Source organism: Streptomyces sp. NPDC050988, assembly GCF_044456225.1.
Classification (GTDB): Bacteria; Actinomycetota; Actinomycetes; order Streptomycetales; family Streptomycetaceae; genus Streptomyces.
Genome location: NZ_JBITFQ010000003.1, coordinates 414,434 through 428,324, shown reverse-complemented (window position 1 = coordinate 428,324; position 13,891 = coordinate 414,434). Strand labels below are relative to the sequence as shown.

Genomic DNA, 13,891 nt, shown 5'->3' with positions numbered 1-13,891 from the left:
TTCGACTCCGATTGATGAAAAGGTGGACCAGAATTCATCGGAGGTCAATGGGTGCTGTGTTGCTTTTAGGTTCCGGACGCGGTCGGCGTGCGGTCGCTGCGCGGCCGGTACGCCGTCGGCGCGCGGCCCGTAGACGGCCGTCGTGCGGCTGTCGTGCGGTCAGTGCCGGTGCTCGTGGTCCGGGTGCGACGGATCGCCGGGGTGCTCGTGTCCGGCGGCGTACACCACCCCGGCGCGCGCCCGGTCGAGCCAGGCGAAGAAGGCGCGCCGGCCGGCGGACCGCCGCAACTCGTGGACGACACCCTCGCGTACGCCCTCGTACGGGAGATGGTCCGAGGTGTCCGTCCCGCCGAAGGGGTCGACCCCGCGTCGCAGGGCGTCCGGGGTGAGGAAGCGGTCCGGGTTGCGGTCGTAGTAGTCCCGTACCGCCGACTCCGGCACGTCCTGCTCGCTCTCCAGCGCGGCGAGCAGGACGCGCGCGGCCGGGGAGTGGGCGAGCACCGCGGCGACGATGCTGCCGAGATCCGCGACGTCCTCCTCGGCCACGGCGAGCACCTGCGCCGGCCGGACTTCTTCGGGAGGCCTCAGTCCGCGCTCCGCGCAGGCCCGCCGGGCCAGTTCGTCCACGACGACCACCTGGGTCGCCCAGCGCCGCCGCTGCCGTTCGGCCCGCGCCGACGCGTCGGGCCGGGTCACGGGATCGCGCGGCGGTACGACCCTCAGCAGCGCGTCGACGTGCGCCGCGGCCAGGGTGTCTCCGTCCACGAGCGCGGCCACGCCGTCGGGCAGGTGGCTGTGCGCGGGCCCGCCGGGTGGATGTGAACGCGCATGTACGTGGTCGCTCACGGCAGCACCTCCAGCGGTACGGCCTCCGTGTAGGCGACGCTGCCGTGCCAGGCGATCTTCGCCATCAGCCAGTACGAACCCGGCGGCACCGCACGGCCGTCCACCTCGATCGCGCACTCCAGCCGCTCCCCGGCGGGCACGGTGAAGCCCTGGCAGCCCGGGCTCACCCCCGGCCAGGTGCCCCACGACGACACCGCCCACAGGGTGCCGTCGACCGGACCGCGGGTGGTGTTGTGGACGGTCACCGGAACCCGGCCGAACTCGCCCGAGCGCACTCTGATGCGCTCAACTCCCAGGCTGGACACGAGAGTTGGACCCGTACGACCGTCCGGCTCGCCCTCCGGGACGGTGCCCGGCACGTCGAGGGCCACGACATCCTCGTACGTCTGACCGCCGTACGACAGCCGGGCGGCGAGCCAGTGGCGGCCGGGTGGGGCGTCGGGGGCGGGGGTGACGGTGACCTCGGAGAGGGTGAATCCGCCGGGGCCCAGCGCGTACGGCAGTTCGGCGGGTTCGGCTGACCAGCCGGGCGGTACGCGCAGGGCGACCGTGCCCGAGACCGGGGCGTCGGTGAGCTCCGAGCCGACGCGGACCGTCGCTGTCACGGGCTGCCCGGAGAGGGTGAGCGCGGTCGGTGAGACGTACACCGCGACGGGCATGTTGCCGCGCGGTGCGGGACCGGAGTTGTGCAGCCAGTACCGGGTGTGGACGGGTTGCGCGGGCTCGTGCGCGGCGACGCCGGAGCCGTTCGGGGTCTGCCCGCCCTCGGGAGTCGCCAGGACCGTCGCGACCTCGAACCCGGTCAGGCCTATGTCGAGAACCCCTTCCTGGTCCGGGGCCAGCGGTGCCCCGGGGTTCTCCAGGACGTCGGCGCGGGCTCCGGCAGTCCACATCAGCGGGCCGCGCACCCGGGCCTGGGCCGGGCGGCCGGACACCTCGTGCATCCGTACGACGACTCCGCGGCCCGGGTCGGCCGGGGCCACGCTGGCGCGGGCCAGCGGCGAGCCGACCGGCTTGAGCGCGTCGAGCAGGACCTCGCCCTCCGGCTCCAGTGCCAGCAGGGTCGCTCTCCTCGGCAGGACGGGGGCCTGCGGCGATGCGTCCGACACGTCTGACACGTCTGACACATCTGATACATCCGGTGCATCCGAGGCGTCGCCGTCGCGCAGCCGTGCCGTGAGCGGGTGGTTGTACGCGTGGCCGGTGCGCGGCAGACCCAGCTTCCGCCAGTCGCCCTCGCCGCCCACCACGGCGTACTCGAAGGTGTGCGACCACCGCTGGAGCTGGAAGGCCGAGCCGTCGGGGGCGGTTCGTCGGGGTGGGTCGATCCAGATGCCCGAGGGCCAGCCCGTGCACGAGCGCATCAGCGACATGTAGAGGTCCCCGGACGAGGTGGCCACACAGCCGGGTGTGCCGCGGTTGAGGACGGCGAAGCTGCGGCCGTCCCAGGCGTCGCCCGGCGGCAGGGCCTCGCCGCCGCCCGCCGCCGTGGCCCGCAGGACCGCGTCGTCCAGGTCGGCCACCAGCGCGTCGACCGCCTTGGCGTCGTCCTGCGGGCGGGCGCCCGCCACGACGAGCAGCGGCAGGCGTTCGAGGTCGCGGAGGTCGGCTCCGGGGACCCACTCCTCGCGCAGGCTCGCCCGCGGCGCGACCCAGACGGCCGCCACGCCCCGCTCGGTGAGTTGGCGGCGCAGTTCGCGTCCGGCGGCCGGGTCCCAGCCCAGCGCTTCGGCGACGACCGTGTTGCGTTCGGGGCCGCCGACGGCGATGCGGATGTCGGGCAGGTTGGAGTCGATCTCCAGGTCGCCGTAGCGCGGTCCGTCGGCGATCGTCGAGGTCGCGGTGACGCCCGCGCGGACCAGGGCCGCCGCGAGCGGGGTGCCGAGCTCACCGGCCTCGTCCCAGGAGGCGTAGACGAGTTCGGCCACGCCGATCGAACGGTGGCCGAGTAGCGCGCCCGTGTCGTCGCGGATCTCGGCGCGGGCCGTGGAGCCGAGGCCGAACCACGTGTTGGCCGGGTTGTCCAGCGTCCAGGGGAACCGTTCGCTGTCAACCTCCACGAAGCCGAACCCGCGCCCGATCACGGCGTCGGCCACCTCGTGCACCGGCAGACCGCCCCGCACGTCGGAGGGCCAGCGGACCCGGATCAGCCGGTCGGCGCCGTCGTACCCGTCGATGGTGGTGGAAACGTCCAGGCGCGAGACCCCCTTCCACAGGCACAGCCGCTGTGTGTAGCGGAAGAGGCCGAGGTCGGCGGTGACGGTGATGCGGGAACCGGCGGGGGAGTGCTCGACCCGGACGCCCGCGGTGACGTCGCGGCTGCGGGCGGCGGTGGTGCCGGTCGGGGTGAGATGCCAGGGGCCCTCGCCGAAACGGGGGTGCCGCGGGTACTCCTCCTGGACGACCAGCTCGTTGCCGATGTCGCCGGCGCGCAGCAGGTCCCGTCCGCCCTCCGTGAGCGCGCGCAGCCGGCTCACCCCGCCGCCGCGTCCCGGGTCCACGGTCAGCTCGTAGAACTCGTTGCCGATCGTGGTGCCTTCGCCCGGCATCCACTCGGAGACGGTGCCCCGCGCGAGCGGGAGCGCCTTGAGCCCCATGCCGGGGACCTCCGGCACGATCACACGCAGCTCGCCGTTCTCCCGCACGGCGGGCAGCGGGAGACCCGTGTCGTCGAGTGGTACGAGCCCGGGGTCGTCGACGGTCAGTACGTCCTGCCGTTGCCAGGTCGCGGAGTTGAACACCACCAGGTCGGGGCCGCCGCCCGGCAGCGGGGCCACGTGCCGGGCGAGGGCGTCGGTCGCATCGGCGTGCACGGCCTCGGCGAGGTCCGCCAACTCCCGCCACCCGGTGAGCAGGTCGATATAGACCTGGTCGGACTCCGAGCCGGTGATGGCGTCGTGATGGGCGCCGTAGATCAGCTGCCGCCACGCCTTGTCGAGGGCCGCGTCCGGATAGGGGTGCCCGGTGACGAGCGAGGCGAGCGTCGCCCACGCCTCGGCGTCGGCGAGCAGCGTCTCCCCGTACCGCTGGGCCTGCTTGGTGTCGATGTAGGAGACGTCCTTGCCCGTGTAGACGGGGTTCATGTCCCGGGTCTGAGGCGACGCCGTGCGCCCCTCGGCGTCCAACTCGGCCCGTACGGCGGCGAAGAAGTCGCGCGGCACGGCGCTGACGAAGCGCGGCCAGACGTAACGGGCGTTCCAGTCGCGGTGGATGTCCATGACCCAGCGGCACGGCGGCGCGTAGTCCCCGCCGACCGGGAGCAGCACGTTGCGGGTGAGCGCGACCTGCTTGAGCCCCTTGAAGAGCTTGAGCGCGGCCGCCTGGGCCTCGGGCAGTGTGGGTGCGTTGTCGATGGCCCAGCCCGCGCCGTAGTGGTTGACCATGTACGCGGTCAGCAGTCCTCGTCCCGAGGGGGCGATCCAGGAGAACTCGGCTGGAAACTGCATCCGGTTCGGGTCCCGGGGCGCCTCGCCGAAGACCGAGAGGGTGGGACCCCACTGGTGGAAGGGCCCGCGCGCCCATGAGCTGGAGGACAGCCCCGCGTCGGCCATCAGCCCCGGGAACTGCGGGTCGTGGCCGAAGGCGTCCAACTGCCAGGCCGTCTCCGGCGACGCACCCATGACGGCACGCTGGAAACCGTCCCCGTAGACGGCGTTGCGGATGGTCGCCTCGGCGCCGGTGAGGTTGGTGTTGGGCTCGTTGTAGGTGCCGCCCATGATCTCGACCCGGCCGGTCCGCAGCAGCTCCCGCAGGAAGGCGCGCTCCTCCGGGAAGGCGTCCCAGTACGGCTTGAGGTAGTCGACCTCGGCGAGCACGAAGGTGTACGCCGGGTCGCGGCGCGCCAGATCGCAGTGGGCCCGTACGAGGCTCATGCCGGACTGGCCGCGGGAGTCGAAGGTGCGCGCGGGCAGCCCCGTCGACGCCGGGTCGTCGGCCACGTCCCAGGTCTCGGTGTACGCGCCCTGGGTGTTCCACCAGACGGGGTCGTAGTGGAAGTGGCTGACCATGAACATCGTCCAGCCGGGCTCCGCCGCCGTGAACTCGGCGGGGTGCACGGCCACTTGGGCCTCGTCGGTGGCGATCACGTCGGTCGCGGTCACCGAGATGTCGCGGCGCTCGCCCGGGGCGAGGCCGGTGCGCACGGGTATCTCGGCGCGCGCGGTGCCGTCGTCGGCCACCGTGACGAGGGCCTCCCCGGCGACACCGGAGCCTTCCACGGTGAGACGGACGGTCCGGCCGGGGGTGTGGCTCAGCTCGACGGCCACGATCTGGCGCGGTTGCTCGGTGGTTCCGACGAAGAGCTCAGTCGACTCGACAGAGGTGACGCGCATGGGGCTCCTACGAGGATGCTCGGCGGAGCACCATCGTGGCACCGAGAGGATGGCTCAAACAACCATCCTTCAGTTTCTCGGTGGTTCATCCATACATCATTCATCCATGCATCGCCGGTCATCGGTGGTCATCGGTGGTCGGAGTCATCGGGTCCGGCGGCTCTTCACCGTGTGCTGCGGGGTGATGTGGTCGGTCAGTGCCAGTGAGGCGCTCGCGCGCTGGTAGGAGAGCTGGGCGACCCGGACGTACAGGCAGTCGATGAGGACGAGTACGGAGTGTCGGCCGCCGATGCTTCCGGTGCGGAAGCTGGTCTCAGAGGTTGCGGAGATCAGCCGGATGTCGGCGGCCCGGGCCAGCGGTGAGCGCGGGTCGGAGGTGAGTGCCACGGTGGTGGCGCCGCGCTCCTTGGCGAGCTCGAAGGGCTCGATGGTCTCGCGGGTCGCCCCGGAGTGCGAGATGCCGATGGCTACGTCCGCCGGGGTGAGCAGCGCGGCGGAGGTGGCCGCTCCGTGGACCTCGCTCCAGCCCCGCACCGCGCAGCCGATGCGGAACAGCCGGGTCTCGGTCTCCTGGGCGACCGCGCCGCTGCCGCCGACGCCGTAGACGTCGATGCGGCGGGCACGGGCAACGGCCTGGGCCGCGCGCTCCAGCGCGTCCAGGTCCATCCGGTCGATCGTCTGCTGGACCGCGCGCAGGTCGGCGCTGCCGACGACGGCGACGACGCGTTCGAGATCGTCGTCCGGGGAGATCTCGGGGCCGATCTCCGCGCTGCCCCAGTCGGACACCTCGCCGCGACCGCGTTCCTGGGCCAGCTCGATCAGCAGATGCTGGTAGGAGTCGAGGCCGATGGCACGGCAGAACCGGGTCACCGTGGCCTGTGACGTGCCCGTGCGGCGCCCCAGTTCGGCGGCGGAGGAGTGGGTGACCGCCGCGGGATCCGCCAGGATCAGCTCGCCCACCTTCCGGAGTGAGCCGGCCAGCCGCGGCAGCTCGGTGCGGATCAGTGAGGTGACGTCCGTCGGGGGCATTCCGTTGCCGGCGCCGGTCCGTTCCATGGGGTACCCGATCTCCTCGGTGATGCCTGCTGTGCAGCTCAGTGGTGCCTGTAGTGCAGCTGAGAATGTATCAGCCACCCATCATCTCGCAGATTGAATCTCAGGACCGAATGCGCCTCTGGCCCGGGTCCGGTCCGGGGTGCGGTGACGGCGCCGGTGGAGGGGGCGTTGCCCGCCGCTCGTGACCTATGGTTTATTCATTCAAGTAAGCTCGAAAGGGATGGTGGTTTCATCCACCGGTGGGGAGTACCGCGTGTCCGTCGACTCTGTGAACGCCAGCGGGTTTGCGCGTGAGGGCCTGGATGCCCTGAACCGCATCGCCGCGTCCGCCGAGTCCGCCGAGGGTGAAGTGCGGCGCGCCGCCGAGCTGATCGCTCACTGCGTGCGGACCGACGGCGTCGTCCAGGCGTTCGGCACCGGGCACTCCCAGGCCCTCGTCCTGGAACTCGCCGGACGCGCCGGGGGGCTCGTGCCCACCAACCGGCTGAGCATCGCCGACCTCGTGCTGTACGGCGGCGACGACCCGAGCGTCCTCGACGACCCGCTCCTGGAGCGCAAGCCCGGTGTCGCCAAGCGGATCTACGACCTCGCCGAGCCCCGGCCCGAGGACCTGTTCGTGATCATCTCCAACTCGGGCGTCAACAGCGTGATCGTGGAGATGGCTCTGCGGGCCAAGGAGCGCGGTCACCGCGTCCTGGCCATCACCTCGCTGAGCCACACCCGGGCCGTCCCCGCCTCCCACCCCAGCGGCCGGAAGCTCGCCGACATCGCCGACGTCGTCCTGGACAACGCCGCGCCACGGGGGGACGCCCTCCTCGAACTCCCCGGCGGCGGTTCCGTCTGCGCCCTGTCCACGCTGACCGGCGTGATGCTCGTCCAGATGGCCGTCGCCGAAGCGGCCTCGCTGCTGCTTGCGGCGGGGGTGCGACCGCCGGTGTACGTCTCGGCCAACGTGCCCGGGGGGTTCGAGGGGAACCTCGACTTTGAGCGGCGGTACGCGGGGCGAATTAGGCGGACGGCGAGCTGAGAGGTCGCGCTCCGCCGGGGGAGCGTCAGTTCCACCTCGTGACCGGTGCCTGACCAAGCCCTGATGGAAGGCCTGCTGGACGTCGCGACGTCGCGGGAAGCGGCTGCGCGCCCGCCTGCGCTCGGAGTCGGGACAGCACGCGGTCGGCCTGACCGCCACGCAGCTCGGCGTCCTGGTGAGCGTCGTTCGGAAGGGTCCCGTCACGGCGGCCCGGCTCGCCGCGCTGGAGCACGTCAGCGCGCAGGCCATCGCGCAGAGCCTCGCGGTGCTCAAGGCCGCCGGGCTGGTCCACGGCGAGCCCGACCCCGAGGACGGCCGCAAGAAGCTGATGAGCGCCGACCCGTCGGCGACCGAGCTGATCGACAAGCTCCTGAACGGCCGCTCCTCCTTCCTGGCGCGCGCCATCGACCAGGTCGTCGCTCCGGACGAACGGGAGGACGTGGAGAAGGCGATCGAGCTGCTGGAGCGGCTCGCCGACGCCGACCTCGGTGGCGGCGCGATATGAGGACCGCCGCCACTCGGGGCGGCGCTGCGGCGGGCGAGGCCGGGCGTGAGTCCTTCGCGTGGCCGTTCACCACACCGCTGTACGTGGGCTCCGCCCTCAACCCGATCAACAGCTCCATCATCGCGACCGCCATGGTCCCCATCGCCGCCGACCTGAACGTCTCGATCGGCAGCACCGCCGTCCTCGTCTCCTCTCTCTACCTGGCCAGCGCCGTCGCCCAGCCCACCGCGGGCAAGCTCGCCGAGGTTCTCGGACCGCGCCGGATCTCCCTCTCCGGCATCGTGCTGGTCCTGCTCGGCGGGGTGGTCGGCGGCCTCGGCCAGAACCTCGCGACCCTGACCGTGGCTCGGGTCCTGATCGGCATCAGCACCAGCGGTGTCGTCCTGTCCACCCTCATCGACGTCGCCGACCGCGACTACCGCGTCTACGTCCTGACCGACGGCCTCGCCGACTCCGGTCCCGAAGTCCACCGGATCCTGGTGGACAAGGTGTTCCCCTCCCGCGCCCACCTGATCGACACGACTCAGCTGTCCGAACTGCTCAAGGCCGCCTGAGGTCGGCCAGGTCCGCGGGCTGGTCGTCGCCGTGGATCCGCATCCGCACAGGCGCACGTCAGGCGGTGGTCAGCACCATGCGGAAGCGGGCGGAGCCGGAGAGCATCTTCCGGTAGGCCGCGTCGGTCTCACTCAGGGGCATCGTCTCGACGATGGGACGGACGCCGTGCAGGGCACTGAACGCCATGGTGTCCTGCACGTCCTGAGCGGTACCGGCCGGGTGTCCTCGAAGGGTCCGGCCCCGCAGGATGAGCTGAAGCGGGCTGATACCGAGGGTGTCCGGCGACACTCCTATGACCACGAGTTCACCACGGTGCCTCAGGCCCTCGACAGTTGCCGCGATGGCCTCGGAGCTGCCGGCGGTGGCCAGTACGGCCTTCGCGCCTCCCAGGGCCTGCAGGGCTTCCGCGACCGGGGTCGGCCCCGTGCTGTCGACGTAGTGATGGGCCCCGAGGTTCTTGGCGGTGTCCGCCTTCTCGGAACCACGGGCGATGGCCACGGTTTCGAAACCCATGGCCACTGCGTACTGCACACCCAGGTGCCCGAGCCCGCCCATGCCCAGCACCGCCACCAGGTCCCCGGGACGGGCGCAACTGCGCCGAAGCCCGTTGTACGTCGTGACTCCCGCGCAGGCCATGGGGCCCGCGTCGGTCGCCGAAAGGGCGTCGGGTATGCGCGCCAGGGAATCAATCGGCGCGATCATGCTTTCCGCGTAGCCCCCGTCGTATGCCCAGCCAGGAATCTTGAGGTTGTCGCAGACCATGAAGTCGCCCTGCCTGCAAGGGATGCAGTGTCCGCAACTGCCCCCGAACCACCCCACTGTCACGCGGTCACCCACGTTCCAGATGTTGCTCCGGGCTTCTTCACCGAGTTCTTCGATACGCCCGGCGATCTCATGCCCCGGAACCAGTGGGAAACGCACTCCGGGCATACCGCCGCTCACGAACACATCGTCGCTGTGGCAGATCCCGCATGCTTCGACGGCCAGCCGTACATGCCTGGGACCTGGCCGTGGCACCTCGCGCTCGACGATCTCGAAGCTTCCGTTCGGGGCGATGACCTGCGCGGCTCGATAGGTGGTCATACCTTTCTCCGTACTTCGGAGCGGCCGACCCGCGGATCGACCGCAGTCTGTGTCACGGGATTGAACGCCCCCGGCAATCGGCTTCTCCCTCGGTCGGCACGAGAGCACATCCATCCCACCACTGCCTTGTCGCCCGGGCAACAGATGCCGGGTGGTGGTGGACAGCCCTGCGAGGTACGTTCGGAAAGGCCGGAAACGTTGCGGTGGAGCATCGCGACCGGGCGGTCCGCAGCCTTTCAAATGCCGCCCTTCAAATGCCTTGCGCGAAAGGCGTCCAATCCCTTGCAGGAGAGGTTTCGCATGAAGATCGACGGGTCCGTCGCATTCGTCACGGGCGCCAACCGAGGGCTGGGCGAGCAGTTCGTACGAGCCCTTTTCGAGGCCGGAGCAGCCAAGGTCTATGCGGGCGCCCGCGACCCCGCGAAGGTCACGGTGCCGGGAGCCGTCCCGGTGGCCGTCGACATCACGGACCACGAGTCGGTGCGGGCAGCCAGTGACCGGGCACAGGACGTGACGCTCCTCATCAACAACGCCGGATCCACCACCCGTGCCCACATCCTCACATCCGAACTCGACTCGTTCCGGACGGAGTTCGAAACGCATGTGGTCGGCACGCTGGCCATGAGCAGAGCCTTCGCCCCCGTACTCGGGCGCAATGGCGGCGGCGCGCTGGTCAACGTTCTCTCCGTGCTGTCATGGGTGTCGATCCCGGTCAGCGCCGGATACGCCGCGGCCAAGTCCGCCGAATGGTCGGTGACCAACGCCCTGCGCGTCGCCCTCGCGGAACAGGGCACGCAGGTCACCGCACTGCATGTCAGCTATCTGGCGACCGACATGGCCGCGAAGGTGAGTGGTCCGAAAGCCGATCCCGGCGAGGTCGCCCGGGTAACGCTCGCCGGCGTGGAGGCCGGACGCCACGAGGTGCTCGCCGACGAGGTCAGCAAGCAGGTCCAGGCCGCTCTGCCCGGGGGACCGGACGTCCTGTACCCACAACTGCACGGTGGGCAATCGCCGTTGTGACGTACCGGAGGGAGGCGGAACTCTCCCGTACCGTCGTCTCGTTGCCGCCGTCGGATCATCGGAGGCACTGATGAGCGGAAGCGAGCCGAACCAACACCAGGACCTGGCCGACCAGACCGTCGTCGTGATCGGTGCGAGCTCGGGAATGGGACTCGAGACCGCGCGTCGAGTCCGCGCCTCAGGCGGCCAAGTGGTCATGGTCGCACGGGATCCGCAGCGACTGGAGCGAGCGGCTGCGGAAGTCGGGCCGCGGAGCACCGCGACCCTCGACGCCGCTGACACGGACCGACTCCAGCAGTTCTTCGATGACTTGCCCTACCCGGTCGACCACGTCATATCGACGGCCGGCGGCCCGTTGTACGCGCCCCTGGCCGACCTGGACCTCGCGGAGACCGGTCGGCACTTCGGCGAACGCCTCGCCATGACCCTCGGCACAGCCAAGTACAGCCGGGGCAAAGTACGGGACCTGGGAACGCTGTTGTTCATCGGCGGCACGGGCGGTCGCCGTCCAGGCATCGGCATGTCCGTCACCTCGGCGCTCACCGCGGCACTTCCCGCCCTCACCGCGAACCTGGCGCTCGAACTGGCGCCGATCCGGGTGAACCTCATCGCTGCGGGATTCGTCGACACGCCTTTGTCGGCGTCACTCCTGGGCGATCGGATCGAGGCACGGCGTGAAGAGCTCCGCTCCTCGCTCCCCATCCGACGGGTGGTCGGCCCCAAGGATGTCGCCGCTCTGGCCGTACACATCATGTGCAACGAGGCATTGACGGGCGCGACGTACGACATCGACGGCGGTCAGCAGCTGTTGCCCAAAGGATGAGCTGGATCGCCGCTGTACCTCGCAGGGGTATTCCGAGGGTCGACATGGCCGCCGCCCTGGTTCCATTTGCAGCGCGTTTCGGAAAAGAAGGGCATCACCGTGGACATGAAACTCGAAGTAGTGGTGATCCCGGTCGCGGACGTCGACCGGTCGAAGAGTTTCTACACCGCATTGGGGTGGCGGCTGGACGCCGATGTCGTCGCCGAGGACGGCTTTCGGGTGGTGCAACTGACACCTCCCGGTTCTGCCTGCTCGGTGATCTTCGGCGATGGAGTCAGCTCGGCCGAGCCCGGGTCCGCCGAGGGCCTGCACCTCGTGGTCTCGGACATCGAGGCGGCTCAGGCGGAGCTGGCCCGGAACGGCGTTGCGGTGAGTGAGGTCTTTCACGACGCGGGTGGCGTGTTCCACCACGCGGACCGGAAGGACCGTCTCCCCGGCCCCAGTCCTGAGCGGCAGAGCTATGGATCGTTCGCCTCGTTCATCGACCCGGACGGCAACGACTGGACCGTGCAGGAGATCACCGAGCGACTCCCGGGCCGGTGACGCCAGGACCGCCCACCGACAGCCGGACACCGGGACGCGTCGAACCGCGGAAAAGGGGAGCCCCCGCAGGCCAGAGCCTGCGGGGGCTTTTCGACGGACCGGGGCCGCCCCGGAGGGCCGGGTGTCAGGCGTACGGGTCGAAGGGGATTCCAGCCGGGCTCGTGTAGTCGAGAGCCCACTGGAAGTCGCCGTCGTCGATCTTGAAGGTGGCCGAGCCGAAGTCGGCGCTGCTGAGCCTGGAGCGGTAGCCGGCCGGGTAGCCCTCCCAGCCGACGAGCCGCGGGTAGAACCAGTTGCCCGTGGCGTTCTCCGCCGGCTCGTCGTTGCCGTTGGCGAAGCGGAAGCAGTGGCTCCCGATTCCGTCCTTGTGATACACGATCTTCGGGTGGGTGCCGTCGAAGCGGATCTCCGACCGTGCGAGCGTCTGATAGCCGCTGTGCTGGGACACCGACACGTACTTGACCTCGTTGTTGTTGATCCACACGATGACGTGTTCCCAGTCGTGGGTGTGACCGATGGCCGCCGGGCCGAGGGTCACCTGGTCCTTCTCGAAGTAGCTGGCGTACATGACCGCGCACCAGCCGTTGTTGCACTTCTCACGCGAGTAGGTGTTGGCGTTGTTCAACTGGGCGGGGTCGTGGCACTTGCCGTTGACGTCGCCGCCGAGCTTCAGGCCGGGGTTGATGGTGCCGTCGGCGCCGATCGCGGCGGTGGCGTAGCAACCGTCACTGTCGTAGTCGTAGGCGGGGGAGTAGGTCTGCTCCAGGCCGTTCGCGTTCTGCGGAAGCAGGGTCAGGACGTTCGCGTGGGCGGTCGCCGGGATCGCGACGACGAGCGTCATCGCGCCGAATGTGCCGAGAAGGGCGTTGGTGAGGGATCTCAACTTGCGCATGGGGACTCCTGGTTGAGCTGAGCGGCCGTTGTCAGCAGTAGAGGTTGCCGCCCGGCGAGACGCCGAGGATCGAGGTGAAGCGGTTGTAGGCGTCCACGCGGCTCTGCACCTGCGCCGGGTTCTTGCCGTCGCACTCCAGCGAGCCGTTGATGGAGCGGATCGTCTGGCCGAAGCCGGCCTGGTTGACCATGGCGTTGTGCGGGGTCATGGTGCCGGGGCCGTTCTGGGTGTTCCAGTACCAGAGGCCGGTCTTCCAGGCGACAGAGGCGTCGTTCTGCACCAGCCAGGGGTTGTTGAGCAGGTCCAGGCCGAGCGCGTCACCGGCTGCCTTGTAGTTGAAGTTCCACGACAGCTGGATGGGGCCGCGCCCGTAGTAGGCGGCCTGCCCGGCCGGGCATCCGTACGACTGGCCCCAGTCGCAGTAGTGGGGGTAGTTGGCGGTGTTCTGCTCGACGATGTGGACGAGACCGCCGGTCTCGTGGTTGACGTTGGCGAGGAAGGCAGCGGCCTCCTGCTTCTTCACGGTGTCGCTGCCGGTGTTCGCGAAGCCCGGGTAGGCGCTCAACGCGGCGGTCAGACCGCTGTACGTGTAGAACGGGTTCCGGCCCGGGAACATCTGGTTGAACTGGCCCTCGGTGACGACGAATCCGGACGGGGTGCCGCCGCCACCGCTCGCGGGCGCGTTCCACTTCTGGTTCGCGCCGCCCGAGCAGGTCCAGATCTGCAGCCGGGTGCCGTTGGCGCTGTTGTTGCCTGTGACGTCCAGGCACTTGTTCGCGGCCGGGTTGACGATGTCCCTCGCGCCGTTGACCACCCACTGCTGGTTGGTACCGCCGGAGCAGTCCCACAGCTGGACCGTCGCGCCGTCCGCGGTGCTGCGGTCGACTATGTCCAGACACTTGCCGAGCGCGCGCAGTGTGCCGTCACCCGGGTTGGACCAGATCTGGGCGCCCGATCCGTTGCAGTCGTAGAGCTGTACGGCGGTGCCGTTGGCGCTGCTCGCGCCCGCGACGTCGACGCACTTGCCGGCGAGCCCGGTGATCGAGCCGCTGGCGGCCTGGGCCGGCGACACGGTGAGCAGGGTGGTGAGGACCGCGGACAGCGCGGTGAGGACCGCGAAGCGGCCGAGGAAACGGGGTCTGCGCATGGTTGAGGACGCTCCTTGGGTGTAGGGGGTGGAACGGCCGTCCCCTGAGCGCGGGGACGGCCG

11 protein-coding genes and 1 pseudogene are annotated in these 13,891 nt (G+C 70.2%); 6 read left to right on the top strand and 6 right to left on the bottom strand.

The window, feature by feature from the left end; genetic code table 11:
* Window positions 1-159: 159 nt before the first annotated feature.
* The 3 genes from ACIBEI_RS10140 to ACIBEI_RS10130 all read right to left on the bottom strand — a co-directional run bounded on the left by ACIBEI_RS10140 (window position 160) and on the right by ACIBEI_RS10130 (window position 6,206).
* A complete protein-coding gene (locus ACIBEI_RS10140; protein WP_398887011.1) occupies window positions 160-846 on the bottom strand; it encodes a peptidyl-prolyl cis-trans isomerase in 687 nt (228 codons plus the stop codon).
* Window positions 843-5,177, bottom strand: a complete 4,335-nt coding sequence (locus tag ACIBEI_RS10135) for an NEW3 domain-containing protein (protein WP_398887009.1) — start codon at window positions 5,175-5,177, stop codon at window positions 843-845. The genes ACIBEI_RS10140 and ACIBEI_RS10135 overlap by 4 nt, the downstream gene beginning before the upstream one ends.
* Before the next feature lie 144 nt (window positions 5,178-5,321).
* Window positions 5,322-6,206: a MurR/RpiR family transcriptional regulator gene (locus ACIBEI_RS10130; RefSeq protein ID WP_398887384.1), complete on the bottom strand. Its 885-nt coding sequence runs from the start codon at window positions 6,204-6,206 to the stop codon at window positions 5,322-5,324.
* A 280-nt stretch (window positions 6,207-6,486) separates the two neighbouring features.
* On the opposite strand from ACIBEI_RS10130, the gene ACIBEI_RS10125 reads away from it, so the two are divergent.
* The 3 genes and pseudogenes from ACIBEI_RS10125 (at window position 6,487) to ACIBEI_RS10115 (ending at window position 8,319) form a co-directional block, all read left to right on the top strand.
* Entirely contained in the window at window positions 6,487-7,260 is a 774-nt protein-coding gene (locus ACIBEI_RS10125; RefSeq protein WP_398887007.1) for a sugar isomerase domain-containing protein, read from the top strand.
* Between the two features lie 97 nt (window positions 7,261-7,357).
* A pseudogene (locus ACIBEI_RS10120) lies at window positions 7,358-7,765 on the top strand (MarR family winged helix-turn-helix transcriptional regulator); the annotation flags it as partial.
* On the top strand, window positions 7,762-8,319 hold the full coding sequence (locus ACIBEI_RS10115; RefSeq protein WP_398887005.1) for an MFS transporter: 558 nt from the start codon (window positions 7,762-7,764) through the stop codon (window positions 8,317-8,319). The pseudogene ACIBEI_RS10120 and the gene ACIBEI_RS10115, both read left to right, overlap by 4 nt.
* 58 nt (window positions 8,320-8,377) lie before the next feature.
* Here ACIBEI_RS10115 and ACIBEI_RS10110 read toward each other — a convergent pair whose 3' ends face one another.
* Entirely contained in the window at window positions 8,378-9,403 is a 1,026-nt protein-coding gene (locus ACIBEI_RS10110; RefSeq protein ID WP_398887003.1) for an alcohol dehydrogenase, read from the bottom strand.
* 300 nt (window positions 9,404-9,703) lie between these two features.
* Here ACIBEI_RS10110 and ACIBEI_RS10105 point away from each other — a divergent pair, with 300 nt between their 5' ends.
* From ACIBEI_RS10105 to ACIBEI_RS10095, 3 genes are all read left to right on the top strand, one after another.
* Entirely contained in the window at window positions 9,704-10,423 is a 720-nt protein-coding gene (locus ACIBEI_RS10105; protein ID WP_398887002.1) for an SDR family oxidoreductase, read from the top strand.
* Window positions 10,424-10,493: 70 nt separating this feature from the next.
* A complete protein-coding gene (locus tag ACIBEI_RS10100) occupies window positions 10,494-11,246 on the top strand; it encodes an SDR family oxidoreductase (protein ID WP_398887000.1) in 753 nt (250 codons plus the stop codon).
* 105 nt (window positions 11,247-11,351) lie between these two features.
* Window positions 11,352-11,789 (top strand): VOC family protein, encoded by a 438-nt coding sequence (locus tag ACIBEI_RS10095; RefSeq protein ID WP_398886998.1) that lies wholly within the window; start codon window positions 11,352-11,354, stop codon window positions 11,787-11,789.
* A gap of 124 nt (window positions 11,790-11,913) precedes the next feature.
* Here ACIBEI_RS10095 and ACIBEI_RS10090 read toward each other — a convergent pair whose 3' ends face one another.
* Together ACIBEI_RS10090 and ACIBEI_RS10085 are read right to left on the bottom strand one after the other, a co-directional pair.
* Window positions 11,914-12,681: an NPP1 family protein gene (locus ACIBEI_RS10090; protein ID WP_398886997.1), complete on the bottom strand. Its 768-nt coding sequence runs from the start codon at window positions 12,679-12,681 to the stop codon at window positions 11,914-11,916.
* Window positions 12,682-12,712: 31 nt separating this feature from the next.
* Window positions 12,713-13,828, bottom strand: a complete 1,116-nt coding sequence (locus tag ACIBEI_RS10085) for a glycoside hydrolase family 19 protein (RefSeq protein ID WP_398886995.1) — start codon at window positions 13,826-13,828, stop codon at window positions 12,713-12,715.
* Window positions 13,829-13,891 lie beyond the last annotated feature (63 nt).

Bases quoted from the DNA above. Each gene is read 5' to 3' on its own strand.
- ACIBEI_RS10130 (WP_398887384.1), bottom strand. From the start codon at position 6,206: ATGCCCCCGACGGACGTCACCTCACTGATCCGCACCGAGCTGCCGCGG.
- ACIBEI_RS10095 (WP_398886998.1), top strand. From the start codon at position 11,352: ATGAAACTCGAAGTAGTGGTGATCCCGGTCGCGGACGTCGACCGGTCG.
- ACIBEI_RS10090 (WP_398886997.1), bottom strand. From the start codon at position 12,681: ATGCGCAAGTTGAGATCCCTCACCAACGCCCTTCTCGGCACATTCGGC.
- ACIBEI_RS10110 (WP_398887003.1), bottom strand. From the start codon at position 9,403: ATGACCACCTATCGAGCCGCGCAGGTCATCGCCCCGAACGGAAGCTTC.
- ACIBEI_RS10135 (WP_398887009.1), bottom strand. From the start codon at position 5,177: ATGCGCGTCACCTCTGTCGAGTCGACTGAGCTCTTCGTCGGAACCACC.
- ACIBEI_RS10115 (WP_398887005.1), top strand. From the start codon at position 7,762: ATGAGGACCGCCGCCACTCGGGGCGGCGCTGCGGCGGGCGAGGCCGGG.
- ACIBEI_RS10105 (WP_398887002.1), top strand. From the start codon at position 9,704: ATGAAGATCGACGGGTCCGTCGCATTCGTCACGGGCGCCAACCGAGGG.
- ACIBEI_RS10085 (WP_398886995.1), bottom strand. From the start codon at position 13,828: ATGCGCAGACCCCGTTTCCTCGGCCGCTTCGCGGTCCTCACCGCGCTG.
- ACIBEI_RS10100 (WP_398887000.1), top strand. From the start codon at position 10,494: ATGAGCGGAAGCGAGCCGAACCAACACCAGGACCTGGCCGACCAGACC.